This window comes from Sulfitobacter sp. CW3, assembly GCF_019392245.1.
Taxonomy (GTDB): Bacteria; Pseudomonadota; Alphaproteobacteria; order Rhodobacterales; family Rhodobacteraceae; genus Sulfitobacter.
In genome coordinates this window covers 313083-335759 of the sequence record NZ_JAHXRL010000004.1, presented here as the reverse complement: position 1 = coordinate 335759, position 22677 = coordinate 313083, and the positions used below count along the sequence as shown (strand labels likewise).

General features: G+C 54.7%; 24 protein-coding genes and 1 pseudogene. 12 read left to right on the top strand and 13 right to left on the bottom strand.

The window, feature by feature from the left end; all coding sequences use genetic code 11:
* Window positions 1–5: 5 nt before the first annotated feature.
* From recQ to KZZ06_RS11690, 3 genes are all read right to left on the bottom strand, one after another.
* Window positions 6–2051 (bottom strand): DNA helicase RecQ, encoded by a 2046-nt coding sequence (gene recQ, locus KZZ06_RS11700; RefSeq protein WP_219580218.1) that lies wholly within the window; start codon window positions 2049–2051, stop codon window positions 6–8.
* A gap of 108 nt (window positions 2052–2159) precedes the next feature.
* Window positions 2160–2447: a YggT family protein gene (locus KZZ06_RS11695; RefSeq protein ID WP_219580217.1), complete on the bottom strand. Its 288-nt coding sequence runs from the start codon at window positions 2445–2447 to the stop codon at window positions 2160–2162.
* 76 nt (window positions 2448–2523) lie between these two features.
* Window positions 2524–3003, bottom strand: a complete 480-nt coding sequence (locus KZZ06_RS11690; RefSeq protein WP_308340017.1) for a BLUF domain-containing protein — start codon at window positions 3001–3003, stop codon at window positions 2524–2526.
* Between the two features lie 28 nt (window positions 3004–3031).
* Here KZZ06_RS11690 and KZZ06_RS11685 point away from each other — a divergent pair, with 28 nt between their 5' ends.
* From KZZ06_RS11685 to KZZ06_RS11660, 6 genes are all read left to right on the top strand, one after another.
* A complete protein-coding gene (locus KZZ06_RS11685; RefSeq protein ID WP_219580215.1) occupies window positions 3032–4405 on the top strand; it encodes an MFS transporter in 1374 nt (457 codons plus the stop codon).
* Complete coding sequence (mepA, locus tag KZZ06_RS11680; RefSeq protein ID WP_219580214.1) at window positions 4402–5337, top strand: penicillin-insensitive murein endopeptidase; 936 nt, start codon at window positions 4402–4404, stop codon at window positions 5335–5337. Before KZZ06_RS11685 ends, mepA begins: the two co-directional genes overlap by 4 nt.
* A gap of 65 nt (window positions 5338–5402) precedes the next feature.
* The gene (locus tag KZZ06_RS11675) at window positions 5403–6203 is read left to right on the top strand and encodes an esterase-like activity of phytase family protein (RefSeq protein WP_219580213.1); all 801 of its coding nucleotides are present in this window, start codon (window positions 5403–5405) and stop codon (window positions 6201–6203) included.
* 90 nt (window positions 6204–6293) lie between these two features.
* The gene (locus tag KZZ06_RS11670; protein WP_219580212.1) at window positions 6294–6914 is read left to right on the top strand and encodes a queuosine precursor transporter; all 621 of its coding nucleotides are present in this window, start codon (window positions 6294–6296) and stop codon (window positions 6912–6914) included.
* 380 nt (window positions 6915–7294) lie between these two features.
* Window positions 7295–7717 (top strand): alternative ribosome rescue aminoacyl-tRNA hydrolase ArfB, encoded by a 423-nt coding sequence (arfB, locus tag KZZ06_RS11665; RefSeq protein WP_219580211.1) that lies wholly within the window; start codon window positions 7295–7297, stop codon window positions 7715–7717.
* A gap of 81 nt (window positions 7718–7798) precedes the next feature.
* Window positions 7799–8710, top strand: coding sequence for a DMT family transporter (locus KZZ06_RS11660; RefSeq protein ID WP_219580210.1), 912 nt, complete (start codon window positions 7799–7801; stop codon window positions 8708–8710).
* On the opposite strand, the gene pncB is transcribed toward KZZ06_RS11660, so the two are convergent.
* Window positions 8700–9992 (bottom strand): nicotinate phosphoribosyltransferase, encoded by a 1293-nt coding sequence (gene pncB, locus KZZ06_RS11655; protein WP_219580209.1) that lies wholly within the window; start codon window positions 9990–9992, stop codon window positions 8700–8702. The genes KZZ06_RS11660 and pncB overlap by 11 nt on opposite strands.
* A 124-nt stretch (window positions 9993–10116) precedes the next feature.
* On the opposite strand from pncB, the gene KZZ06_RS11650 reads away from it, so the two are divergent.
* Entirely contained in the window at window positions 10117–10776 is a 660-nt protein-coding gene (locus KZZ06_RS11650; RefSeq protein WP_219580208.1) for a MarC family protein, read from the top strand.
* Here the strand turns inward: KZZ06_RS11650 and pncA are convergent.
* A complete protein-coding gene (pncA, locus tag KZZ06_RS11645) occupies window positions 10757–11359 on the bottom strand; it encodes a bifunctional nicotinamidase/pyrazinamidase (protein ID WP_219580207.1) in 603 nt (200 codons plus the stop codon). The two genes, KZZ06_RS11650 and pncA, sit on opposite strands and share 20 nt — an antisense overlap.
* Window positions 11360–11464: 105 nt before the next feature.
* Between pncA and KZZ06_RS11640 the strand changes: the two genes are divergently transcribed.
* From KZZ06_RS11640 to KZZ06_RS11630, 3 genes are all read left to right on the top strand, one after another.
* On the top strand, window positions 11465–12364 hold the full coding sequence (locus KZZ06_RS11640) for a rhodanese-related sulfurtransferase (RefSeq protein ID WP_219580206.1): 900 nt from the start codon (window positions 11465–11467) through the stop codon (window positions 12362–12364).
* Window positions 12365–12460: 96 nt separating this feature from the next.
* Window positions 12461–13282, top strand: coding sequence for a flagellar motor protein MotB (locus KZZ06_RS11635; protein ID WP_219580205.1), 822 nt, complete (start codon window positions 12461–12463; stop codon window positions 13280–13282).
* A 101-nt stretch (window positions 13283–13383) separates the two neighbouring features.
* Entirely contained in the window at window positions 13384–14742 is a 1359-nt protein-coding gene (locus KZZ06_RS11630) for a flagellar hook protein FlgE (RefSeq protein WP_219580204.1), read from the top strand.
* Here KZZ06_RS11630 and KZZ06_RS22660 read toward each other — a convergent pair.
* From KZZ06_RS22660 to KZZ06_RS22730, 4 genes and pseudogenes are all read right to left on the bottom strand, one after another.
* Window positions 14703–14789: pseudogene (locus KZZ06_RS22660) on the bottom strand (flagellin); the annotation flags it as partial. The gene KZZ06_RS11630 and the pseudogene KZZ06_RS22660 overlap by 40 nt on opposite strands.
* Window positions 14790–14988: 199 nt before the next feature.
* Complete coding sequence (locus KZZ06_RS11625; RefSeq protein WP_257884319.1) at window positions 14989–15345, bottom strand: flagellar biosynthesis protein FlgN; 357 nt, start codon at window positions 15343–15345, stop codon at window positions 14989–14991.
* Window positions 15329–15613 carry a rod-binding protein gene (locus KZZ06_RS11620; RefSeq protein ID WP_219580203.1) on the bottom strand — a complete coding sequence of 95 codons (285 nt, stop codon included), beginning with the start codon at window positions 15611–15613 and terminating at the stop codon, window positions 15329–15331. The genes KZZ06_RS11625 and KZZ06_RS11620 overlap by 17 nt, the downstream gene beginning before the upstream one ends.
* A gap of 385 nt (window positions 15614–15998) precedes the next feature.
* Window positions 15999–16133 (bottom strand): (2Fe-2S)-binding protein, encoded by a 135-nt coding sequence (locus tag KZZ06_RS22730; protein ID WP_368858719.1) that lies wholly within the window; start codon window positions 16131–16133, stop codon window positions 15999–16001.
* An 863-nt stretch (window positions 16134–16996) separates the two neighbouring features.
* Between KZZ06_RS22730 and KZZ06_RS22725 the strand changes: the two genes are divergently transcribed.
* Together KZZ06_RS22725 and KZZ06_RS11605 are read left to right on the top strand one after the other, a co-directional pair.
* Window positions 16997–17602: a flagellar hook-length control protein FliK gene (locus tag KZZ06_RS22725; RefSeq protein WP_368858720.1), complete on the top strand. Its 606-nt coding sequence runs from the start codon at window positions 16997–16999 to the stop codon at window positions 17600–17602.
* Window positions 17603–17614: 12 nt separating this feature from the next.
* The gene (locus KZZ06_RS11605; protein WP_219580200.1) at window positions 17615–18280 is read left to right on the top strand and encodes a flagellar hook capping FlgD N-terminal domain-containing protein; all 666 of its coding nucleotides are present in this window, start codon (window positions 17615–17617) and stop codon (window positions 18278–18280) included.
* Here KZZ06_RS11605 and KZZ06_RS11600 read toward each other — a convergent pair.
* The 4 genes from KZZ06_RS11600 to KZZ06_RS11585 form a co-directional block, all read right to left on the bottom strand.
* Complete coding sequence (locus tag KZZ06_RS11600; RefSeq protein ID WP_219580198.1) at window positions 18277–19596, bottom strand: UDP-glucose/GDP-mannose dehydrogenase family protein; 1320 nt, start codon at window positions 19594–19596, stop codon at window positions 18277–18279. The two genes, KZZ06_RS11605 and KZZ06_RS11600, sit on opposite strands and share 4 nt — an antisense overlap.
* A gap of 61 nt (window positions 19597–19657) precedes the next feature.
* Window positions 19658–20986, bottom strand: a complete 1329-nt coding sequence (locus KZZ06_RS11595; protein WP_219580197.1) for an FAD-binding oxidoreductase — start codon at window positions 20984–20986, stop codon at window positions 19658–19660.
* On the bottom strand, window positions 20983–21804 hold the full coding sequence (locus KZZ06_RS11590) for an ABC transporter permease (RefSeq protein ID WP_219580196.1): 822 nt from the start codon (window positions 21802–21804) through the stop codon (window positions 20983–20985). The genes KZZ06_RS11595 and KZZ06_RS11590 overlap by 4 nt, the downstream gene beginning before the upstream one ends.
* Entirely contained in the window at window positions 21801–22676 is an 876-nt protein-coding gene (locus KZZ06_RS11585) for an ABC transporter permease subunit (protein WP_219580195.1), read from the bottom strand. Before KZZ06_RS11585 ends, KZZ06_RS11590 begins: the two co-directional genes overlap by 4 nt.
* Window position 22677: the final 1 nt, after the last annotated feature.

Sequence of the window (22677 nt, the reverse complement as noted above, 5' to 3'; positions counted from 1 at the left end):
GTGACTTAGCCCGCCTCCCTCAGAACGTCCAGAAATGCGGGGCCAAACCTTTCGGCACGCTTATCCCCTAGCAGACGTTCAAGAGCGGTGTCGTCGGCGTTTCGCAGTTGCGCAACCTTGGCCAACAGCGAAGCAGAGCAACTCAGCGGCTTGTCGGTTCCGGCAGCACCCCGCGCCAATTCCGCCTGCACCTCCAGCAAGCGGTCATAGACTGTTCCGGCCTCGCGCCCGGCCAGTTTGCGACGGGTCGGATGCATCTCTTGAGACGCCCCGTTGATCACGTCCAGAAACGCACGCCCGTAGCTTTCCAGTTTCTTTGCACCGACACCACCAACACGGGCCATGGCATCCAAACTGTCAGGCCGCTTTTCGGCCATTTCGATCAAAGTGCGGTCATTGAAAATGATATAGGCGGGTACTTTGGCAGCTTCTGCCAGCCCGCGCCTTTTAGCCTTCAACGCGGAAAGCAGCGGCGCGTCTTCCTCACTGACCAGCATCTTGACGGCTGGGCGGCGCGTGGCACCCGCAGCGCGTATGCTATCACGGCGCAGGGAAATCTGCGCTTCGCCCCGCAAAATAGGCAACGCAGCATCCGTCATGCGCAGCGCCCCGTGGCGTTCTGCGTCGGGGCGCACCAAATCATGCCCCATCATTTGCCGAAAAACTGCCTGCCACTGCCGTTTGTCATATTCAGTCCCCACCCCGTAGGTTGGCAAGCTGGTATGACCTCGTTCGCGAATTTTGTCAGTCTCATTCCCAAGCAAGATATCGATCAGATGACCGGATCCAAACCATTCATCCGTGCGCAGCATCGCGGACAGCGCTTTGCGCACCGCAGTCGTACCATCGAAAACATCTGCTGGGGTATCACATAGATCGCACCGCCCGCAGGAAATTTCGGTTTCGTCGAAATATCCCAACAAGGTTTTGCGCCGACATTCCAACGCTTCTGCGAGACCTAACAGCGCATTCAGACGGCCATGATCGGCGGTCCGCCGTTCTGGAGGTGCTATCCCTTCGTCAATCTGGCTGCGGCGCAATCGAATGTCATCCGACCCAAAAAGCGTGAGCGTCTCGGCGGGGGAACCGTCCCGGCCTGCGCGGCCAATTTCCTGATAATACGCTTCGATCGATTTCGGCAAATCGGCGTGCGCGACCCATCTGATGTCCGGCTTGTCGATGCCCATGCCAAACGCAACCGTGGCAACAACAATCAGCCCGTCTTCTTGCTGGAAACGCCGCTCGGCAATACGGCGGTCCTCGGCTTCCATACCGCCATGGTAATGCAAGGCAACATGCCCCTCATCCCGCAAGGCCTTGGCAAGCCCTTCAGTTTTGGCACGTGTCCCGCAATAAACAATGCCCGACTGGCCCTTTCGCCCTGCCGCGAAATTCAGAATTTGCGCACGCGGGGAGTTTTTAGCCGCAAATGCCAGATGGATATTGGGGCGATCAAAACCCCGCAAAAATGCACGCGGGCCCGCGCCGTCGAACAGCTTTTGTACGATCTCGACCTGGGTCTCAGCATCGGCCGTCGCCGTGAATGCCGCCAAGGGCACATTCAATGCCCTGCGCAATTCCCCGATGCGCAAATAGTCAGGGCGGAAATCATGACCCCATTGGCTGACGCAATGCGCCTCATCTACCGCGATCATTGACACGCCAACGCGCTTGAGCATGCCGATCACAGATCCTGCCGCCAACCGTTCCGGCGCCATATAAAGCAGCTTCAGCGTCCCCGCCTCGAGCCCCTCCCAGACCGCATCGGTTTCTTCTGGCGTATTCCCCGAAGTAAGCGCCCCCGCACCAACACCAAGTTCTTGCAGCGCCCTGACCTGATCGCGCATCAATGCAATCAGCGGTGAGATAACAACCGTTACCCCCTCGCGAAGCAGCGCAGGCATTTGAAAGCAAAGGGATTTACCGCCCCCCGTCGGCATGATGGCAAGAACATTTTCGCCCGCAGTTACCGCCTCGACGATCTCTTGCTGGCCGGGGCGGAATCCGTCGAAACCGAATACGTCACGTAAAAGCGTGGCAGCGCCTGACATGGAAAACCTAACTATGTTCTGCTCGTTGGGCGCAGACTCCCACACTCAGAAACAAGGGACAATACCCATGCTTCTCTGGCTTTCCAAATATCCTCCCCGAAGGGTCGTTTAGTAAAACAGTGCTGCGTTATTTATCAAAAGGATACGTAAAATCGCGACCGAGATCAAAACAACCAGCGGTGCAAGATCAAGCCCGCCCATCACTGGCAAAAAGCTACGTACGCGGCGATAGACCGGCTCTAGCAAGCGGTTTAGCCCGTCCCAAATCTGCGCGACCAGTGGCTGCCGCAAATTCAATACCTGAAAGTTGATCAACCAGCTCATGATCACATGGGCGATGATGACGAACCACACGATATTCAACAGCAGCATCAGAATTTGGAACAACGATGTCATGGCTCGACCTTTTTATTGACTGGAATGCAGTTAAGCAGCCCCCCGCGAAAGAGCAAGGGCAGCGATAGACCTATCATTACATCGAATTAATCACGACTGAAAAATCCAGCTCGCTCACCAGTTCCATCGTCCACTCAGGGAAATAGCGCTCTGATATCTGCTTTTCGTCAAGTATCTTGAAGCCGCTATGCCGTTCATCGGCACGGATTTTCTCGATAAGGTCTCGTACCTTAGCCTCTTCACCTTCTAACGCCTGGCAAAAATTGCGACCGTTATAAGCCAATGCGCCGGTGATCCCCAGCTCGCGGTTTTTCACTTGGGATTTTGCCGCAATCTGATTGACCGCTTCTTTCGAAACGGAAGGGCGGGCGGTGCTAAAGTATAAAATACGGATCATATAAAGCTCGAAATAACTCAGATACTCCAAATGGAATATAGACGCGTCCCAAAAATGCAAACCGCTTTTGCCCGATATATCCACCCGGGTCTTCGTTCTACCTCTTAGTGTTATGCGCGGCACACAAAACGTTCCTTGCGCGGCGGCACCCCACTGCACTACCGTCCCTCAAAACCGGAGAGCACAAATGGCGACGATTTCATCACGGAAAAAAATCTGGGGCTGGTATTTCTTTGATTGGGCAAGCCAGCCATTTAATACGCTGCTTTTGACCTTTATTTTCGGTCCCTATTTCGCACAAACAGCCACTGCATCTTTGATTGATGGCGGGATGCCCGTGGATTTGGCCAAGGCGCAGGCGCAAGCATATTGGGGCTATGGGCTTGCCGTCGCGGGTATTTCCATCGCAATTCTTGCGCCCCTGCTGGGTGCTGTGGCGGATTCAACCGGCAAACGCATGCCATGGATTTGGCTGTTCTCAGCCCTCTACGTGATCGGCTCCGCAGCCCTTTGGTGGACCGCGCCGCAGGATTTCTCGGTCATTTGGGCGCTGTTATTCTTTGGTATCGGCCTCATCGGAATGGAATTCGCCACGATTTTCACCAATTCCTATCTACCCGAACTTTCGCCCGATCCCGCTGAGAGAGGGCGCATTTCAGGATCAGGCTGGGGGTTTGGATATGTAGGCGGTGTTGTCGCGCTGATCGTGATGATTTTCTTGTTTCAGGCCGGTGACACTGGAAAGACGATGCTGGGGCTCGACCCTGCTTTCGGCCTTGATCACACCACCAAGGCCGACACACGGATCGTTGGGCCGCTCACCGCAATCTGGTACGTTGTGTTCATGATCCCCTTCTTTTTGTACATTCGCGATACGCCAAAGCCGGATGCCGAAAAATACATTGTGGGCAAGGCGTTGTCTGACCTGAGCCGCACCCTTAAAAATTTACCGCAGCATCCCTCGCTTCTGGCCTATCTTGGGTCGTCCATGTTTTACCGCGACGCGTTGAACGGCATGTACACGTTTGGCGGCATCTATGCACTTGGTGTGTTGAATTGGTCGATCATCGACATCGGCATCTTTGGTATCCTTGCGGCTGTTTCAGGTGCCGTTTTTTGCTGGATTGGCGGGCGTGTTGACCGCGCAATCGGGCCTATGCCGGTCATCGTTGTTTGCTGTATTATCCTGATCGCAACGGCTTGTTTGATCATTTCGCTTACACCGACGTCGGTTATGGGCTTTGCCCTAAGCGACGGGTCGGCCCTGCCTGACATCTTGTTCTACATTGCTGGTGCATTGATCGGTGCCGCGGGCGGCGCGTTGCAGGCATCCTCTCGCAACATGTTGACCTGGCAAGGCAACCCTGACCGCATGACCGAAGCGTTTGGTCTTTACGCGCTTTCTGGCAAAGCAACAGCGTTTCTGGCACCGGCGCTGATTGCGATTGCAAGCGATTTAACCGGAAGTCAAAGGTTAGGCATTACACCCGTGGTTGGGCTCTTCATACTTGGCCTAATTCTGTTAATATGGGTCAAACCGAATGGAGATTTCGAAAAATGATCGTTTCCCGTTTTTTGGCCGGTATAACCCTGGCTTTGGCAATAACCGCATGTAGCGGGACACCGTCCCAGCCAAACCGGCAGGCATCCCAGATTTTGCCGACCATCGGATCCTCCGGCGGTGCGCTAAGCAATGTTGAGGCCAAGAAACTTTTCGGTGCAAAAAGCGGCGGATCACGGCAAAGCCCGGCGGCCTTTGGCAGCTATGCCAAGGGGTGTGTAGCGGGCGCACAGCAATTGCCGGAAACGGGGCCCACGTGGCAGGCCATGCGTTTGTCGCGCAACCGGAACTGGGCCCACCCAGAGACGATCGATTTTGTCAAAAAATTAAGCGCAAAAGCGGCGCAGCAGCCCGGCTGGAACGGGATTTATGTGGGCGACATGAGCCAACCACGTGGCGGCCCGATGCTGACCGGCCATGCCAGTCACCAGATGGGTCTGGACGCCGATATCTGGATGTTGCCGCCCCAGTCGCTGAACCTAAGCCGCGCTGAGCGCGAAGAAATTTCGTCGATCTCGATGCGCCGAGCGAAAGGGGCCTACGTCAACAGCAGCTGGACCCGACAACACCACGAAGTCTTGAAAGCAGCGGCATCCGACCCCCGCGTCGCCCGTATTTTCGTCTTTCCCGGGGCAAAGGTCCAAATGTGCGCGGATGAAAAAGGCGACCGCAGCTGGCTGCGCAAAATTCGCCCGTGGTATGGGCACCATTATCATTTCCATGTTCGCCTAAGCTGCCCAAATGGGGCACGCGGTTGCGTAGATCAAGCGCCGCCCCCTGCCGGTGATGGGTGCGCCGATGCGCGGCAATGGCAGGCGAATATCCTGAACCCACCACCGCCAAATCCCAATCCGCCAAAACGCAAACCTAAACGCGAACTGGTCTTGGCCGATTTGCCTGCGCAATGCCAATCAGTACTGGAAGCGAACTGAACCTTATCAGCCTCATGCTTACCCTACTTCTAACCTCGGCCGTTTTCGCGGCCGGGGATAAACCTGTGTTGCATCTCGAGTCAGAATTTATCTGGTACGACAACGCATCTTGGTTCGGCGGCTTTTCTGGGGTGGAGCTTTCGCCTGACGGCCAGTCGTTGACCATTGTCACGGATCGCGGTCGCATTGTTCAGGCCACCCTGCACCGAGAGGCGGGTTCAATCACATCGGCCGAGATCACCCATTCTGTCGCGATCCGGGATGAGGCTGGCAAGATATTGCGTAAACCTTTCACCGATGCAGAAGGATTGGCGATTGCACCCGATGGCCAACACTATGTCAGCTTTGAAGGGCAGCACCGAATCGTAAAACTGGACATGGAAAATGGCGTAACAACACCTTTCGTCACTTTTCCCGCATCAGATTTCGACGCTGAAAATAGCGGTCTTGAGGCATTGGCCGTCGGTGCAGACGGTACGATCTACGCCATCGCCGAACAATCGAAAGGTGATCATTTTCCGCTCTTTGCCTTTAAAGACGGGGAACAGGTAGTCGCGGCTCAAATCCCCAGAAACGGCCCCTTTCTGCCGGTTGGGGCGGACTTCGATGCAAATGGCCGGCTCTATCTGCTGGAGCGTACCGTGACGCCGCTGGGGTTTAGAACCCGGATCAGACGCATCGATCTTGATGCCCCGACGCCGCACAGCGTTACGCTCATTCAGACCTTGCCGGCGCGGTATGATAACCTCGAAGGTATCTCCGTTTGGGCGGATGCATCCGGCAGAACCTACCTTACGCTTGTCTCAGACGACAATTTCATGCCGTTCCAGAACACCCAGATCATCGAGTTTTCGGTCATCGATTAGCTTGCAAGACTCAGATCAACCCCTTAAGGCGGCTTTGTCTGCGATCCCCGCAGGCCAAGTCGCCGCACCCTTGCAAAAAACGGTTAACACATGACACGCACATATCTTCCCGGCATTATTGCCATGGCCGCCATTGTTGTGGCCTCCAATATTCTCGTTCAATTCCTCTATGGGCAATGGCTCACTTGGGGCGCGTTTACCTATCCTCTCGCCTTTCTGGTGACGGACATCATGAACCGCGTTTACGGCCAAGCCGCCGCACGGCGCGTGGTTCTGGTGGGTTTCGTCGTTGGTTTGGTCTGCTCTTTGATCGGCACACAGATCATGGGCGAGTTTGGCCCGCTGGTGACAATCCGGATCGCCATCGGTTCCGGTGCTGCCTTTCTGGTGGCACAGCTTCTTGATGTCGCGATTTTTTCGGCCCTTCGGGACGGTAAATGGTGGCGCGCGCCGCTTGCCAGCACATTGATCGGCAGCACCGTCGATACGGTACTGTTCTTTTCGATCGCATTCTCGGGTGCGTTGACGTTTATCAGCCCCTTAACAGACGTATCTTGGGCGACCGAAGCGCTGCCATTGCTTGGCAGTGGGCCTGTTGCACCGCTGTGGGTATCGCTTGCTGTGGCTGATTGGGCGGTGAAACTTAGCCTCGCGTTGATCGCCTTGGTCCCTTTCCGCTTGATCACTGCACGGCTGCTGCCCGCGCGCTAGACCACGTTCAAACGACCCCTGCGGGCGCAAAGATGATGCCAAAGACTGGCCACATCTTTGCGCCCGCATGCATTTCACGACCTCAAAAAACGTTTTGCCTTTTGCCCATCCTGTGCAAAGCTTTGGGTGAGTTCAACAAATGTAAAGGAGGTGATCCAGTGTCAAGAACGGTATTGGAGCGAGGTGTCGGAACAGCTTGGGAGGACAACCGCTAGGGCAGCCCTTAGTGGTCAGAACCTTGGGTGGATCGCTGATCTAACCGATCCCACCTCCGTAAACCATTCGATTGGGCCGCTCTTTTCGGGGCGGCCCTTTTCGCATTCTTCGGGCTCTTTCACTTGGGAACTTGCGATGCGATACTGCCCCCAAGGAGACCGCCCGTGCTGCACATCACCGACGATATTGCCATTCAAGACTGGGAGCTGACCGAAAGCTTTATGCGGGCGTCCGGCCCCGGTGGGCAGAACGTGAACAAGGTCTCAAGCGCGGTTGAATTGAGGTTCGAGGCCGCGACCTCGCCTTCGTTAACCAACCCCGTGAAAACCCGTCTGCGCAGGCTGGCGGGTCGCCGGTGGACCAACGAGGGGGCGTTGGTCATCCAATGTGACGAGACGCGAAGCCAAGCCCGCAACCGCGAAATCGCGCGTGACCGGTTGAAAGAACTGATCAAATCAGCGCTGACCCCGCCCAAACGTCGCATCCCGACCCGGCCAACACTGGGGTCGAAAAAGCGACGCCTGAAGGAAAAGAAAGTCCGCGGAGAAGTTAAGGCCCTGCGTGGCAAGGTTGATCCGGCCAAGTGATCCAATGCGCCAAGCAGATTGCGATGGTGATACGGCGGCTGTCTGCTAGGGTTGGTCCGAGCCCATTTTAGGATCGACATCATGCCGAGGAACCGCACCACCCTCGCGATCACCTTTTCGCTGATCGCTTTGGTTTTGTTCGATCTTATGGGTCTGATCATCAAACATCTGTCACCACATTACGGCGCTGCGGAATTGTCAGCCTACCGGAATATTGCGGGCCTGATCCCCGCAGGTATTGCGCTTTGGATGTCGTCAGGCTGGCATCAAAACGGGCGCATTCTAAAAATACGTCAGTGGCGGTTTGCCCTTTTGCGCGGCATTATCCTGACCTTTGCGCAGTATTTCTTTTATCTGTCGCTGGGGCTGCTAAGTTTTGCGACCGCATCAACGATCACATATGCCAATGCACCGATTATGGTGGCGCTTGCGGTGGTACTGCTTGGTGAAAAGGTTGGCGCGCTCAGATGGGGTGCGGTGCTTTTGGGTTTTGCAGGGGTGATTATGGTCGTCGGACCGGGCAGCGACAGCTTTCGGCCTGCGGCCCTTTTACCGCTTGCGGCGGCGGCATGCTATGCGTTGGTGGCGGTGACGACCCGCATGATGGACGACGATGTGCCCAGCGCGCTGATCAATCTTTATTCTTCCGGTCTTGCAGCGATCGGATCGCTGGCGCTTGCGTTTTTCACGGCCGGCTTTACCCCGCTGGCGTCGGGCACCGACCTGCTGTGGATTGTCGGCATGGGCGCGTTTGGCGGAACAGCCGTGTTATTCCTGATCATGTCTTACCGACTGACTGAACAAAGCAATCTGGCCCCGTTCAGCTATTTCGGCATCCCGCTGGCGTTTGCCCTTGGCTGGATTTTCTACGATGAGGCACCGTGGTCCGATCTGTTCCCCGGTGCCTTGTTCATCGTCGTCGGTGGATTGCTCATCGTGTGGCGCGAACGCAAAATCAGCCAAATGAGGCAACGATCATCGCCTAAACGATGACCTTTTGCGCATCCTGTTCACCAACCTGAAAAACACGCTTGTAGCGGTCGATCTCGCTTTGCGGGCCCATCGCCTTGTTGGGGTTATCCGACAGTTTAACCGTCGGTTTCCCGTTCGCAGCGACAGCCTTGCAGACAAGGCTAAAGGGGGCCAGCGCGTCATCAGGCACCAGGTTTCGGAAGTCATTGGTCAACAAGGTGCCCCAACCGAATGATACCGTCGCCTTATTCGCAAATTGCGTGTGCAGCTCTTTGATTTTGGCGACGTCTAGGCCGTCGCTAAAGATGATCCGCTTGCTGCTTGGGTCCTCGCCCCGCGACTTCCACCAATCGATGGCAGTCTGTGCGGCCGTGGCAGGATCGCCGCTGTCGATGCGAATGCCGGTCCAGCCAGCTAGCCAATCAGGCGCGTTGTCCAGGAACCCTTTGGTCCCGTAGGTGTCAGGCAGGATGATCCGCAGATTGCCATCATGTTCTTCGTGCCAATCTTGCAATACATCATAGGGGGCCTGCGCCAGTGCGGCATCATCTTTAGCCAATGCGGCGTAAACCATCGGCAGTTCATGGGCGTTGGTCCCGATCGCCTCGACCTCGCGCTCCATCGCGATTTTGCAGTTTGATGTACCGGTAAAGGCCTTTCCCAGCCCTTCTTGCATGGCCTGAACACACCAGTCCTGCCACAAGAATGAATGACGGCGGCGTGTGCCGAAATCAGCGATGGATAGGCCCGGAATCTTGCGAAGTTCCTCGATCTTTTCCCACACGCGGGTCATGCCGCGCGCGTAAAGAATTTGCAGTTCGAATTTGCCCATTCTGCCCAGAACCGCACGGCCTCGCAGCTCCATCAAAACCGCAAGGGCTGGGATTTCCCACAGCATCACCTCGGGCCATGTTCCCTCGAACGTCAGCTCGTACTGGTCGCCTTTGCGTTCCAGATGATAGGGCGGCAAACGCAGCCCCTCGAACCACTCCATGAAATCGGGGCGGAACATCTGGCGTTTGCCGTAAAACGTGTTGCCCCGCAGCCAAGTGCTTTCTCCGCGGCTTAGGGAGAGAGAGCGGATATGATCCAATTGCTCGCGCAACTCGCCTTCGTCAATCAGGTCAGCAAGGGGAATATGCTTTGACCGGTTGATCAGGCTGAACGTAACCTGGGTTTCTGGCTTGTTGCGAAATACCGATTGGCACATCAACAATTTGTAGAAATCCGTATCGATCAGCGACCGAACAATCGGGTCGATCTTCCACTTGTGATTCCAGACGCGGCTGGCGATATCGACCATGATCTTAGGCTCCGTTAGGCGGTGTGTTTGTGACGCATCCCGATTGACGGGGCAAGGGAATAGCCGCTGACATGGCCATAAACCTATGTTATCGCAGGAAGCATCCCCCAAATAGGTCCGCGTTATGCTGGAATGGCCCAATCTACTACGAGAACTGATCACACTGTTTGTTGTGATTGATCCCATCGGCAGTTTGCCGGTCTTCCTTTACGCGACGGCGCATGTACCCAAAGAGCTGCACCGCAGTTTTGCCCTGCGCGCGGTCTTGGTGGCCGGGGTTGTGTTGCTGGCCTTCTTGATCGGCGGGCAGTTCTTGTTGGAATCTCTGGGGTTGCGGCTTGGATCGTTTCAGGTGGCCGGCGGCATCGTGCTGTTTCTATTCGCGCTTAGTATGATTTTTGGCGAACCCAAACCGACACAAGAGATAGAAGCCGCCGAACGCGATCACCTTGCCGGTGCGGTGTTTCCTTTGGCAATGCCATCTATCGCGTCGCCGGGTGCGATGCTGGCCATTGTCATTTTGACAGATAATCACAGCAACCCCGTATCAGATCAGATCATCACGGCGGCGCTTTTGCTGCTGGTACTGGCCGTTACTTTGGCGCTTTTGCTGATGGCTGGCAAAATTGGGCGGCTGATGGGCACCACAGGGGCCAGCGTGATCAGCCGCGTTATGGGGATTATTCTGGCGACTGTGGCGGTCGACGCCACCTTGGGTGGCCTCGACGCGCTTGGCATTCTAAATCTATCGCCGGTGGCCCAACCTACGCTTGGGTCAGGGTAACCCCGGCAGCGACCATCCCATCGATGGCGGCGGCAAGGGACCCGTTTAGATCAATCGCACGGCAAAGATCCTGCCTGACCTCGACGTTAAAGCCCAATTTTGCGGCATCAACCGCCGAATAATTAACGCAGAAATCCAAGGCCAGACCTACGATTACCAAATCCGTTATGCCACGGCTCCGCAGATAGCCATCCAGCCCGGTTGGCGTGGTGTGATCGTTCTCAAAGAATGCTGAATAGCTGTCGATGTCAGGATTATAGCCCTTGCGAATGATCAGATCGGCCGCTGTGTCATTCAGGTCGGCGTGAAACTGGCCCCCATTGGTGCCCTGAACACAATGATCCGGCCAAAGAACCTGTGGGCCATAGGGCATTTCGATCATCTCATACGGCCCTTTCCCCGCATGCGAAGACGCAAAAGACGAATGCCTCGCAGGATGCCAGTCTTGGGTGAGAATGACCGCGTCCACATCCGCCATAAGGTCATTGATCCGCTCGATGATCTCATCCCCTTGGGGAACCTCCAGCGCTCCGCCCGGGCAAAAGTCATTTTGGACGTCGATCACGATCAATGCTTTGGTCATACTGATTTCTCCTTGTCATAGCTCGCGATACCATATCTTCGCGATCACGTCAGGGTCGAAAGCCCCCTCTTGCCTGAGGCGCGCAGGGGGCGTATCTGAGCGCCCATGTATATCATCGCCGCTCTTTATCACTTTACCCGCTTCAACGATCCTGATGGCCTGCGCGCGCCGCTTAAGGCGCTGTGCGATGCGCAGGACGTCAAAGGCACCTTGCTGGTCGCTGGCGAAGGGATCAATGGCACCATCGCCGGCCCACGTGCCGGAATTGATGTGGTGATCGCACACATCAAATCCTTGCCGGGTTGCGACGGGTTGGAGTGGAAGGAAAGCACCGCGAAAACCCCGCCTTTCGGCAAAATGAAAGTCCGCCTGAAGCGTGAAATCGTCACCATGGGGCAACCTGATGTCGATCCAACCGACCGCGTCGGCCACTATGTCGAAGCCGCTGATTGGAACGATTTGATCAACCGTGATGATGTCGCTGTGATCGATACCCGCAATGACTATGAGGTATCTATCGGGACATTTGACGGCGCGATTGACCCGCAAACCAAAAGCTTTGGTGAGTTCCCCGCATGGTGGCAGGAAAACAAACACCGTTTTCACAATAAAAAGATCGCGATGTTTTGTACCGGCGGTATTCGCTGTGAAAAATCAACAAATTACCTTGTTGGTCAGGGCGTCGAAGATGTGTTCCACCTCAAGGGCGGCATTCTGAAATATCTTGAGAATGTACCCCAAGAAGACAGCAGCTGGCAGGGCGAATGTTTCGTTTTTGACAACCGGGTAAGCGTAGGTCACGGGCTGAAAGAGGGCCCTCATATGCTGTGCCACGGCTGCCGTAGGCCAATATTGCCGCAGGATACAGCCCGCGAGGGGTATGAGGCCGGCGTGAGCTGCCACCAATGTGTCGACGAGACATCTGACGCCGACAAAGTCCGCTTTCGCGAACGCCAGCACCAAATCATGTTGGCGCGCGACCGCGGTGAGGACCACCTTAGCTAGTCAAAACCCGGCCAGAATACTGACAATTAAAGATGTTAAGCCGGCTGTAACACCTCCTCTTTAGACCTGACCTTGGGTGAAAAAAGGGTAGTGAGAATGGCGGCGCAAGCAAATGCGGCACCAGTCATCATTAAACGTAAAAAAGTAATCAAAGGCGGCGGGCACCATGGGGGTGCTTGGAAAGTCGCTTATGCGGACTTCGTGACCGCAATGATGGCCTTTTTTATGTTGATGTGGCTGCTGAACGCGACAACAGAACAACAACGTAAGGGGCTTGCTGATTATTTTTCCCCTTCGATCCCTATCATGCGGGTTTCCGGTGGTGGTGACGGTGCGCTGTCTGGTGATAGCATTTTCACAGAAATGACTGTGCCCAAAAATGGCACCGGCGCGTCAGGTGCAGAAGACCAAGCCAAAGGCCAAGACGCGAATGCCGGACCAGACAGCGAAGGCGAGAACGAGCGTTTCAAAGTGGTGGATGAAACGCTCATGGGGCGCGGCGGTGAATCCATGGTGATGGACGAGCTGAAACGCCACGTGATCACAAAGGTCACCGACGAAGGCATGATTATCGAGCTGTTCGACGTCGAGGACACAACCCTGTTCAAACCGGGTACGGATACGGCGTCTCCGCTTCTTGAACAGCTGCTCTATGTCATCGCCGACGCGGTCAAAGTTGTTGTGAATGACATTTCAGTGGCTGGATATGTCCGTTCCAATCCAATTGTAGCGATTGAGAACCCTGTTTGGGATCTGTCGTCGCGGCGTGCGACCGAAACCCGGAAGCTGCTTGAAAAACATCTGGACGATCCGAAAAGGGTACAAAAAGTAATAGGTTACGCAGACAGGAAGCCAGAAACCGAAAACACAATGGATGTGCGCAACAACCGGCTACAGGTGATTTTGCTGCGGGAATAACGGCCGAGAACTATAGTGTATTTTATCTGTTAGTCAGGCGTTAAGTCAGAAGCGCCTATGTGTTGAACCAACATCGATTGGAACAACAGAAAGGCTAGCGCATGACAATTTCATCTTCGCTCAACGCAGGGGTTGCAGGATTACAGGCCAACGCAACGCGTTTGGCCGCCGTTTCGGACAACATCGCGAACTCATCCACATATGGCTATAAGCGTGTCGTCACTGACTTTAATTCATTGGTGCTCAGCGACGGCATCAGTGGCTATACCGCAGGTGGTGTGCGTGCCTCTTCCAACCGATTGGTAAGCGAAAGCGGGGCTGTAATCAGCACGTCGAACTCAACCGATCTGGCAGTCCGAGGACGTGGTTTTCTGCCGGTCACCACAAAAAGTGCCTTTGAGGCCGACCCAAACGGCGACAGCAGCGGTCAGATGATGCTTGCCACGACCGGTTCATTCCGGCTGGATTCAGATGGATTGCTAACGACCGAAACTGGCCTTCTATTGCTTGGGTGGCCCGCAAATCAGGATGGGAGTGTTCCAAACTTCCCCCGCGATACGAACGACGGGCTAAGCCCGGTCCAATTCGCACTGAGCTTAAGTGGCGACCCTACTACCAAAGTTAATATGAGTCTGAACTTGCCAGCAACAGCGACAGAGGCGAACGGCTCAGGCGAGTCGCAGGTGCTGTCGATCGAATACTTCGACAACCTAGGTACCTCGAAAAGTATCTCGATGGAGTTCGCCCCGACCGTTCCAGCGTCGGGCGCATCTAATGAATGGACCGCGATTCTGACAGACTCGGCCCAAGGTGGCGCAGTGGTCGGTGAATACGTCATTACCTTTGACGACAGTCGCACGTCCGGGGGCACAATTGGCTCTGTCACGACAGTATCAGGTGGCGGCTACGACCCTGTTACCGGCGCGATGATTATCAATGCTGCCAGCGGTCCGATCGAATTCAACATCGGTGCCGTCAACAGCGGAACCGGGCTTTCTCAACTCTCCGACAGTTTTGCGCCGATTGCACTTACTAAAGACGGGTCCCCGGTTGGTAATATGGCATCGGTCGAAGTCGACGCGAATGGATACGTGAATGTTCTGTATGACAATGGATTGCGCAAGACGATCTATCAGATCCCATTGGTCGACTTGCCAAACGCCGAAGGGCTCGTTTCTCTGGACGCTCAAACTTACATGATCTCCCCCGAAAGTGGCGCATACTTTCTTTGGGATGCGGGTGACGGACCTACGGGTGACATCAAGAGCTATGCCCGAGAAGAATCCACAACCGATGTGGCAACAGAGCTTACCACAATGATCCGTACACAGCGCGCCTATTCGTCAAACGCAAAAGTCATCCAGACCGTTGAGTTGTCTTTCGCTGTGTTGATGTCTTTACCTGTCGAAATTGCGCTTTGTGTCGCAGACAGGTCCTTATTGATGGAACGAAGAGTTTGAAGCGCAACCATTGCGCCGTTGTTTGTGTTAATGCTCGACATGAACATGTTCCTTTAGTCAATGACGCTTTGCGTCCGTTTGCGGCCCTCCCCCCTGGGGCTGGACCAAAATGCCATTCTGACCTGTGCACACATTCAACTACAAAATGGTGCGCCATCCGACCTCGGATGCACGGCCACCATGTTCTTGTTCCGCTTAACAGCTCCCTAATAAAGGCGGGCCCAATGACCCGCATTTGATTCAAAATCAGGCGCGCCTCTCGACCGACGTTTTGGGCGCGACCTCTACAATGCATTTGTCGCCATTTTTATCGTATGTCTCGAGGGACGCCTGAACCCGACGAAAAGCCGCCATCCGGCGCGTGACTTTTCGGATACCCTCAAGCGCATTATTCAAAAGCTCTTGGTTCCGCTTCACCTTCACATCCAACAGCTTGAGTTGCGTGTCATCATCCACCTCTGCACTATTCAATGCCTCAATGAGGGCCTCTTTTCTATCCGCCATACTTGTTAGCAGGTCTAGTTTACCCTTAATCAATGCAGACCGCTCGGCCTCCAAAACGTCGTCTAGTGACTCAATTAATGTATCAATCTGTTTGGTCATGGGTTCTGTCTCTCAATGCTTCAAATAGGGTTTCCGTGAGGCCAATACCGCCGGCTTTAACAATTTGCATCGCCTGCTGTTGCAGCAAAAATGACCCAAATTGCTCTTCTCCTGCCCCCCCTCCGAAACTGTCCCGGGATTTTCCAAGCCCGGCAGATTTTAGCATTTCAGCCAGAAACGTCGCTTCAAGTTTTTGGGCAGTTTCATAAAGACGTTTCTGCGGGCCAACCTTGTGGCCTGATCCGCCCCGTATCTCCGGGATATCCATGTCATTATTCCTTAAATTGCACCTACTTTCCTGATCATGCTCAGAAAGCGGTAAACAACCGGTAACTATCTCTCGTCATAGTCACGACAAACCGAAATACCATTTTGGAGAAGATAGATGCAGTTGTCAGATGCTCTCAGTCCCGTGAAAAGCAATGGGGCAAAAGCAGATCGCCAATCAGCAGGGTCAAACAGCGCTGTTCAGACTGTGCCCCCTGCGACAGGTGCCAAGACTATGCAATTCTCAGCGATATTTTCAGGGCTGTCTCAAGCGGATGAAGCACGTGAGACGCGTGATACTTCAACTGAAGACGTAAGCGCTAAAGACAATGAAACTGATGAAACGCACCCTAAAGAGCGTGGTGGTGCCGACGTCGAAACGGCGTCTACTTCCCCGGAAAAACGGGCTCAGGGTGAGCTAGACGATAATACAAGCAACATGATTGACGAGGCCCCGCTGGAAATTGCCGCTCGCGCCTCGAAAGCGCAGTCAACCACCGAAAAGAGCATACCAAAGGCACACCGCGTCCAAAGCCTTGCCGAGGTGTCACTGTGGCCTAAAGCTGATCAAATCCAGAAGCATATTGGGCCTGCTGCCAATAGTTCCAGCCGCTTAGACGGGGATGGCACTGTTCACGCACCCCATCTGGTCGCCCCCCCGCCCGCCGCCACATCAGTAAGTGAATATGGGCTGCAAAAGGAGCCAGCAAAAAGTTTCGACTTTGACAAAGCTCTATCACAACCTGCTGATCGAGAGCCAAAATCTACTGAAAATGCCCCCGCCCCAAAATCCGTGGGCCGTGACGAGGCGATTCCTCGGTCAGTTCCAACAAACAGCCGCGGCTCCGAAACACCGCGCCAGAATCAGACGCGCCCGACAATAAATCCCGTTGGTGCCCGCCTTTTGAACGTACCTGCGGGCCTAACATCAAAAGAAACCGAGCATTTTAGTGGCAACCCGATAAAGCAGGTTTCAAAGACCTCAGGCACGCCAGACGTGCAAAAAGCGGAAGCCTTGCCAAACACTTTGGATGAGAAAAAACCCTCGCTGACGGGGCCAATCTCTCCTCGGGCTGCTTCAAACGCAAACACTGCACTTAACCTGACATCTGGACAAACGACCTCTCGGAGAGAGGTGCGAATCCCAACCACGGCACCACAGCATGATGGCCAAACGGAAATTCGGCTTGATCACCCTCAGTCAGCACAAGCCGGGGCCGCACATCGTACCTTAAGTGCCGGTCATATTCTTTCGACCGTCCCCGACGGGCAATTACCGCCCACTCTTACGTCGGGAACAACCGCGGCAAAGACCGGTCGCGAAGCGCGAGATAGCTTACCCAATACGGATGGATCTGAGCCCGAAGCCGTCGCAATTGACAAAATGCGGGCCCCTTTGGCTGCGGTCCAAACGCGTGCGCCGCTCATGGCAAGATCATTCGCACTCCCTCATCAATCAAGCGATACGGCGACGAGCCTCGGATTGGGGTCGTCCGATGAAAATCCGGAAAGTGAGCTGATACAAACTCAGCTGACAGAGCAGTCTCGTAACGTTTCGCAGACGCCAACCCAAGTAGCGGCGAAAGCTGGCATCCCGCAACATATCCCGCGGCAATTGGCCGAGGTTATACACACGAGCGGAAGCAAATCAGTGGATGTCGCACTGAACCCCGAAGAGCTTGGCCGCGTTAGATTGTCGATCAGCCAGGCCGAAGGGGGTCTTGTCGTGAATGTTCAAGCTGAACGCCCCGAGACTCTCGATATGCTGCGACGAAATATTGATCAGCTGGACCAAGAATTGAAACTACTTGGGTATGCCGATCCTGGTTTTTCTTTTAGCCATGAAGGCGGCGACGCAAACCAAGAACGTGATGGCATAGGCACCGAAAACTCAATTGCAGCAGATCAGCAAGAGGCACCCGTCGATGATGCCGTTGCTGATAATCGGTCAAGTCCGCTGAATAACGCCGGCCTTGATATCCGCTTATAAGGAAAGATTTACATGACAGTCACCGAAACAACCTTCACCGCGCCTACAAATCAAGCCTCAGCAACTGCCGTAAAACCCAAAAGCGTCATATCGTCTGACTTTGAAACGTTTCTGCAAATGCTGACCACCCAGGCGCGCTATCAAGATCCGCTGGAACCAATTGATTCATCTGAATACTCGGCACAGCTGGCGCAATTCTCTATGGTCGAACAGCAAGTCCTTTCCAACGACCTGCTGACCGCATTGTCAACACAGCTTAGCGGTGGCGGCATCAGTCAGATCGCAAGCTGGATCGGGATGGAAGCACGAACAACTGCCCCTGTCGAATATAACGGATCGCCCATTACTGTCCTGCCGACCGCAACAGCGGGTGCAGATCGCGCGGAGCTCGTGGCTTACAATGCCCAAGGTGCAGAAGTGCAGCGCGGCCTTATCCCCGTCTCTAACGATCCTGTTCAGTGGGCCAGTGTTTCTTCAACTGGCGCAGCTTTGCCCAACGGGAATTACAGCTTCAAGGTAGAAAGCTTTAAAGCCGGGGAATCGATCGGCGAAACCGATGCCACAACATATTCACGTATCACCGAAGCGCGAATTGAAGGGGGTGCCACGCATCTGGTCCTTGCAGGGGGTAGTAAGATCGCAACAACCGACGTCACTGCGTTACGAGAAGCTGATTAAACCCCGAAACCTTCGCGACCAATCGAAACATAGGCGCTAAAACCGGCGTTTTTCGCGTCTTTGGGGGAATAGATGTTGCGCAAATCGGCCATGGTTGGCGTCGCCATGCGTTCAGCCATTCGATTCAGGTCTAGCGCCCTGAATTCATTCCACTCGGTCAGAATAACCAACGCATCAGCATTTTCCACAGCCTGATACGCGTCTTCGATCCATGAAACACCGGGCAGCAATGCCTCGCCTTCGTGCTTGCCTTGCGGGTCCACCACACGAACCTTTGCGCCGTTCCCGACAAGCGCCGGAACGATAGTCAGGCTTGGTGCATCGCGCATATCATCTGTGTTGGGTTTAAAAGTAACGCCAAGAACGGCAATTGTTTTGCCATTTACCGATCCGCCACAGATATCGACCACTTTATCGACCATTCTGCGCTTTACCTCGTCGTTCACCTTGATCACTGTTTCGGTCAACTGCATCGGGACTGAATGATCCTGGCCCATGCGCGCCAGTGCCTGAGTATCCTTTGGAAAACAGCTCCCGCCATAACCGGGTCCGGCATGCAGGAACTTGGAGCCAATCCGGTTATCAAGGCCCATCCCCTTGGATACCATTTTAACATCTGCACCGGTACGCTCGCAAAGCGATGCGATCTCGTTGATGAATGTGATTTTCATCGCGAGAAAGGCGTTAGCCGCATATTTTATCATCTCGGCGCTTTCGAGATCCGTAAACATGATCGCAAATTCACGCAGCGACAACGGGCGATAGATCGCGCCCATTACTTCGGCTGCCCGCGCGTCTTCAACGCCGACAACAACACGGTCCGGGCGCATGAAATCATCAATCGCGGCACCTTCGCGCAGAAACTCGGGGTTCGACGCAATATCAAACTCGGCACTGGGGTTTGCCTTGGAAATCGTCTCTTGGACCTTACGGTTTGTCCCGACTGGGACTGTCGATTTAGTCACGATCACCGCATACTCGGTGAGCGCATTCGCAATCTCGGTCGCAGCGGCCATGACATAGGTCAGATCAGCATGTCCATCGCCCCGGCGCGTCGGCGTACCAACCGCGATGAACACAGCATCGGCACCGTCAACTGCGGCCTGCAAATCTACGGAAAAGGAAAGGCGGCCAGCACTCACATTCTTGGCCATCAGATCATCGAGGCCGGGCTCGTAAATCGGAACGATCCCTTGTTCAAGCTGCGCTATCTTATTGGGGTCTTTGTCGACGCAAACAACATCGTGACCAAAGTCTGAAAAACAAACACCAGAAACCAAACCAACGTAGCCCGTGCCAATCATCGCAATTTTCATCGGTCTAACCCCGTAAACTCAATTGATAAAAGTTGATAAGAAGCACGTTAGGAAAAATGCTCTATCGATCCGCGAGCCCATACCACAAATAGGCGAACGGCAACAACGCCCGCCGAAAGCCGCCCAGCTCAAATCGGGTTAATGGCGTTTTAATCGCGATCGGGAAAGGTAACTTGTCGGTCTCTCCGAGGATCGTGTGGGCCGCGAGCGCGCCACAATAGGTACCCATCGCAACGCCGTTTCCATGATAACAAAGGCTTGCAAACATCCCTTTATTGTCAGGTACTTCCCCAACAAACGGCATATGTTCGCGGGAAAGACAGACCATTCCCGACCAGCTGTGCGGTGTCTCAACATGTCGCCACGCAGGAAAGAACTGTTCAAAATCCCGCCTGACATTGGCAATCGCATACTTTTCTGCCGACGGGCCTGTCATTAATCCACCACGCATCCCAAACAGCATCCGGCGGTCCGGCATCAGCCTGAAATAATGCAGCAGGTATCGGCTGTCATAGACCATTTGATTGCTAAACCAGCCTGCGGCCTTGATCTCTTCGTCGGTCAACGGACGGGTGACGATCACGCTTGATTGCGCAGGCATATACCGGCCCGCCATCCAATCTGGCAGGTCTTCCGAGGAATATCCGTTCGTGGCAATCAGCAAATTCTTGGCTTTGACGGAGCCGCTTTTCGTCTGAACCTGATAGCCGCTTGATGTCTTGACGATGTTTTGCGCCGTCGTTTCATGGTAAATGACCGCGCCTGCCTGCCCGGCTGCGGCTGCCAAACCCGTTACATATTTTCGCGGGTTCAGGGCAAAACCAGCGGGAATTGTAAGTCCGCCGTGAAAATCGCCACGCAGCCCGTGATCTGCAAGCTCGCGCTTCTCGATCAGCGTCGCCTCAAGGCCGTAGTTCTCTTTGATTTCCGGAACGCGGGCACGCAAAGCCGTCATATCTTTGGCGCGATGCGCCAGCTCTGTTTCGCCGTCAGAATGGCGGTCAATCTCGATATTGTGTTCTTTGGTTAACGTATCCACCAAATTGATCGCAGCCAGTTCAGCGCGCCGAAAGGCAAGCCGGCTGTCGCGACCGAACTTCCGGTCAAGCGCTTGATCGCTTAACCGGCCCCCGCCAAGACAACAAAAGCCGCCGTTGCGCCCCGAGGCACCCCATCCGACATAGCGGCTTTCTAGAACAAGGACCTTTACACCCGCCTGCGCCAGATGCAGGGCCGCAGACAACCCCGTGAACCCACCGCCGATGATCGCGACGTCGCAGGTTTCATCCCGGTCCAAAGCGGGGCGTTCGACAGCCTCGCAAGTTTCATCCCACCAACAATTCGCCCGTGGCGCATCGCTATAAGCGAACTCGTCGTAAATATGCTTCACGTTGCCCCGCGTTCCGCTGCCTGCATGTCTTGTTGTGCTTTGACTGCATTACGTTTGGAAATCAACGAAGCACTAATCACGCCCACTGTCACGATACCAATCATCAGCGTCGATAATGCGTTGATCTCGGGGGACACACCCAAACGTACCGCGCTCCAGATCTTGATCGGGAGGGTAGTTGACGACGGGCCAGTGGTAAACGACGCAATCACCAAATCATCCAGCGACAAGGTGAACGCAAGCAACCAACCCGAAATCACGGCCGGTGCGATGATGGGCAACGTCACAAGGCGAAACGCATCGAACGGCGAACACCCCAGATCAAGGGCCGCTTCCTCGAGCGAGCGATCGAATGACACCAGGCGCGATGAGACAACGACCGACACGTAACACATTGAAAACGTTGTGTGTGCCAGAACGATGGTGAGCACGCCGCGGTCCAATCCTATTCCGATGAACAACAGCAAAAGCGACAGGCCAGTGATCACTTCGGGCATTACGAGCGGCGCATAAATCATGCCCGAGAATAAAGTACGGCCCAAGAACCGACCGCCCCGTACCAACACATAGGCCGCCATTGTACCCAGTATCGTCGCCAAGGTTGACGACGCCACAGCTACCTTAAGCGTGACCATCGCGGCATCCAGAAACGCGTCGTTCTGGACCAGCTCGCCATACCATTTGGTCGAAAACCCTGCCCAGACTGTCACCAGTTTCGAGCTGTTGAAGCTATAGATGACCAACAAGACCATCGGCAGGTACAAAAACGCGAACCCAAGGGTCAGCGACGTGACGTTGAACCAGCTTGTACGTCTCATGTTTCAGCCTCCGCTTGGCGCTGCTGGTTGCGCTGGAACAGGATGATCGGCACGATCAGGATCAGCAACAAGATCACAGCGACAGCACTGGCCACCGGCCAATCGCGGTTGTTAAAGAATTCCTCGAACAGCACCTTGCCGATCATCAATGTACCAGAACCGCCCAAAAGCGATGGGATAACGAACTCGCCCAACGCCGGGATAAAGACCAGAAAACAACCCGCGATGATGCCGTTACGAGACAGCGGAATTGTCACCAGCCAGAACGCCTTGATGCGCGAACATCCCAGATCTTCGGCCGCTTCGATCAATGATTCATCCAACCGGTCAAGCGCGGCGTAAATGGGCAGGATCATAAACGGCAGATAGGTATAGACGATCCCGATGTAGACAGCAGTTGTCGTGTTCATGATGGTCAGAGGCGCGGAAATCAGGCCCGTCCACAACAAAAACTGGTTAAGGAAACCCTCGTTGCTCAGGATGCCGACCCACGCATAAACGCGGATCAAAAAGCTGGTCCAGAACGGCAGGATCACCAGCATCATCAAGGTGGGCCGCCACTCTTCGGGGGCGCGCGCCATTCCATATGCCATCGGATACCCGACCAACAGCGCCAGAACCGTCGAAATCAATGCGATCTTAAGGCTGCTTAGATAGGCCTTCCAATACAGATCATCCGTCGTCAGAAAAACAAAGTTCTCAAAATCAAAGGCTTTGATCATCTGCCCAAAGCCGTCTTTCATCGTCGGCGTATAGGGCGGAATTGACAGCGCCAAATCAGATAGCGATATCTTGAACACAATAAAGAACGGGATCAGAAACAGCGCCAACAGCCAGGCATAGGGCACCGCGATCAGGAAAAAGCGCCGCATA

Bases quoted from the DNA above. Each gene is read 5' to 3' on its own strand.
- recQ (WP_219580218.1), bottom strand. From the start codon at position 2,051: ATGTCAGGCGCTGCCACGCTTTTACGTGACGTATTCGGTTTCGACGGA.
- KZZ06_RS11695 (WP_219580217.1), bottom strand. From the start codon at position 2,447: ATGACATCGTTGTTCCAAATTCTGATGCTGCTGTTGAATATCGTGTGG.
- KZZ06_RS11685 (WP_219580215.1), top strand. From the start codon at position 3,032: ATGGCGACGATTTCATCACGGAAAAAAATCTGGGGCTGGTATTTCTTT.
- mepA (WP_219580214.1), top strand. From the start codon at position 4,402: ATGATCGTTTCCCGTTTTTTGGCCGGTATAACCCTGGCTTTGGCAATA.
- KZZ06_RS11670 (WP_219580212.1), top strand. From the start codon at position 6,294: ATGACACGCACATATCTTCCCGGCATTATTGCCATGGCCGCCATTGTT.
- KZZ06_RS11660 (WP_219580210.1), top strand. From the start codon at position 7,799: ATGCCGAGGAACCGCACCACCCTCGCGATCACCTTTTCGCTGATCGCT.
- pncB (WP_219580209.1), bottom strand. From the start codon at position 9,992: ATGGTCGATATCGCCAGCCGCGTCTGGAATCACAAGTGGAAGATCGAC.
- KZZ06_RS11650 (WP_219580208.1), top strand. From the start codon at position 10,117: ATGCTGGAATGGCCCAATCTACTACGAGAACTGATCACACTGTTTGTT.
- pncA (WP_219580207.1), bottom strand. From the start codon at position 11,359: ATGACCAAAGCATTGATCGTGATCGACGTCCAAAATGACTTTTGCCCG.
- KZZ06_RS11640 (WP_219580206.1), top strand. From the start codon at position 11,465: ATGTATATCATCGCCGCTCTTTATCACTTTACCCGCTTCAACGATCCT.
- KZZ06_RS11635 (WP_219580205.1), top strand. From the start codon at position 12,461: ATGGCGGCGCAAGCAAATGCGGCACCAGTCATCATTAAACGTAAAAAA.
- KZZ06_RS11630 (WP_219580204.1), top strand. From the start codon at position 13,384: ATGACAATTTCATCTTCGCTCAACGCAGGGGTTGCAGGATTACAGGCC.
- KZZ06_RS11625 (WP_257884319.1), bottom strand. From the start codon at position 15,345: ATGACCAAACAGATTGATACATTAATTGAGTCACTAGACGACGTTTTG.
- KZZ06_RS11620 (WP_219580203.1), bottom strand. From the start codon at position 15,613: ATGGATATCCCGGAGATACGGGGCGGATCAGGCCACAAGGTTGGCCCG.
- KZZ06_RS22725 (WP_368858720.1), top strand. From the start codon at position 16,997: ATGCGGGCCCCTTTGGCTGCGGTCCAAACGCGTGCGCCGCTCATGGCA.
- KZZ06_RS11605 (WP_219580200.1), top strand. From the start codon at position 17,615: ATGACAGTCACCGAAACAACCTTCACCGCGCCTACAAATCAAGCCTCA.
- KZZ06_RS11600 (WP_219580198.1), bottom strand. From the start codon at position 19,596: ATGAAAATTGCGATGATTGGCACGGGCTACGTTGGTTTGGTTTCTGGT.
- KZZ06_RS11590 (WP_219580196.1), bottom strand. From the start codon at position 21,804: ATGAGACGTACAAGCTGGTTCAACGTCACGTCGCTGACCCTTGGGTTC.
- KZZ06_RS11585 (WP_219580195.1), bottom strand. From the start codon at position 22,676: ATGCGGCGCTTTTTCCTGATCGCGGTGCCCTATGCCTGGCTGTTGGCG.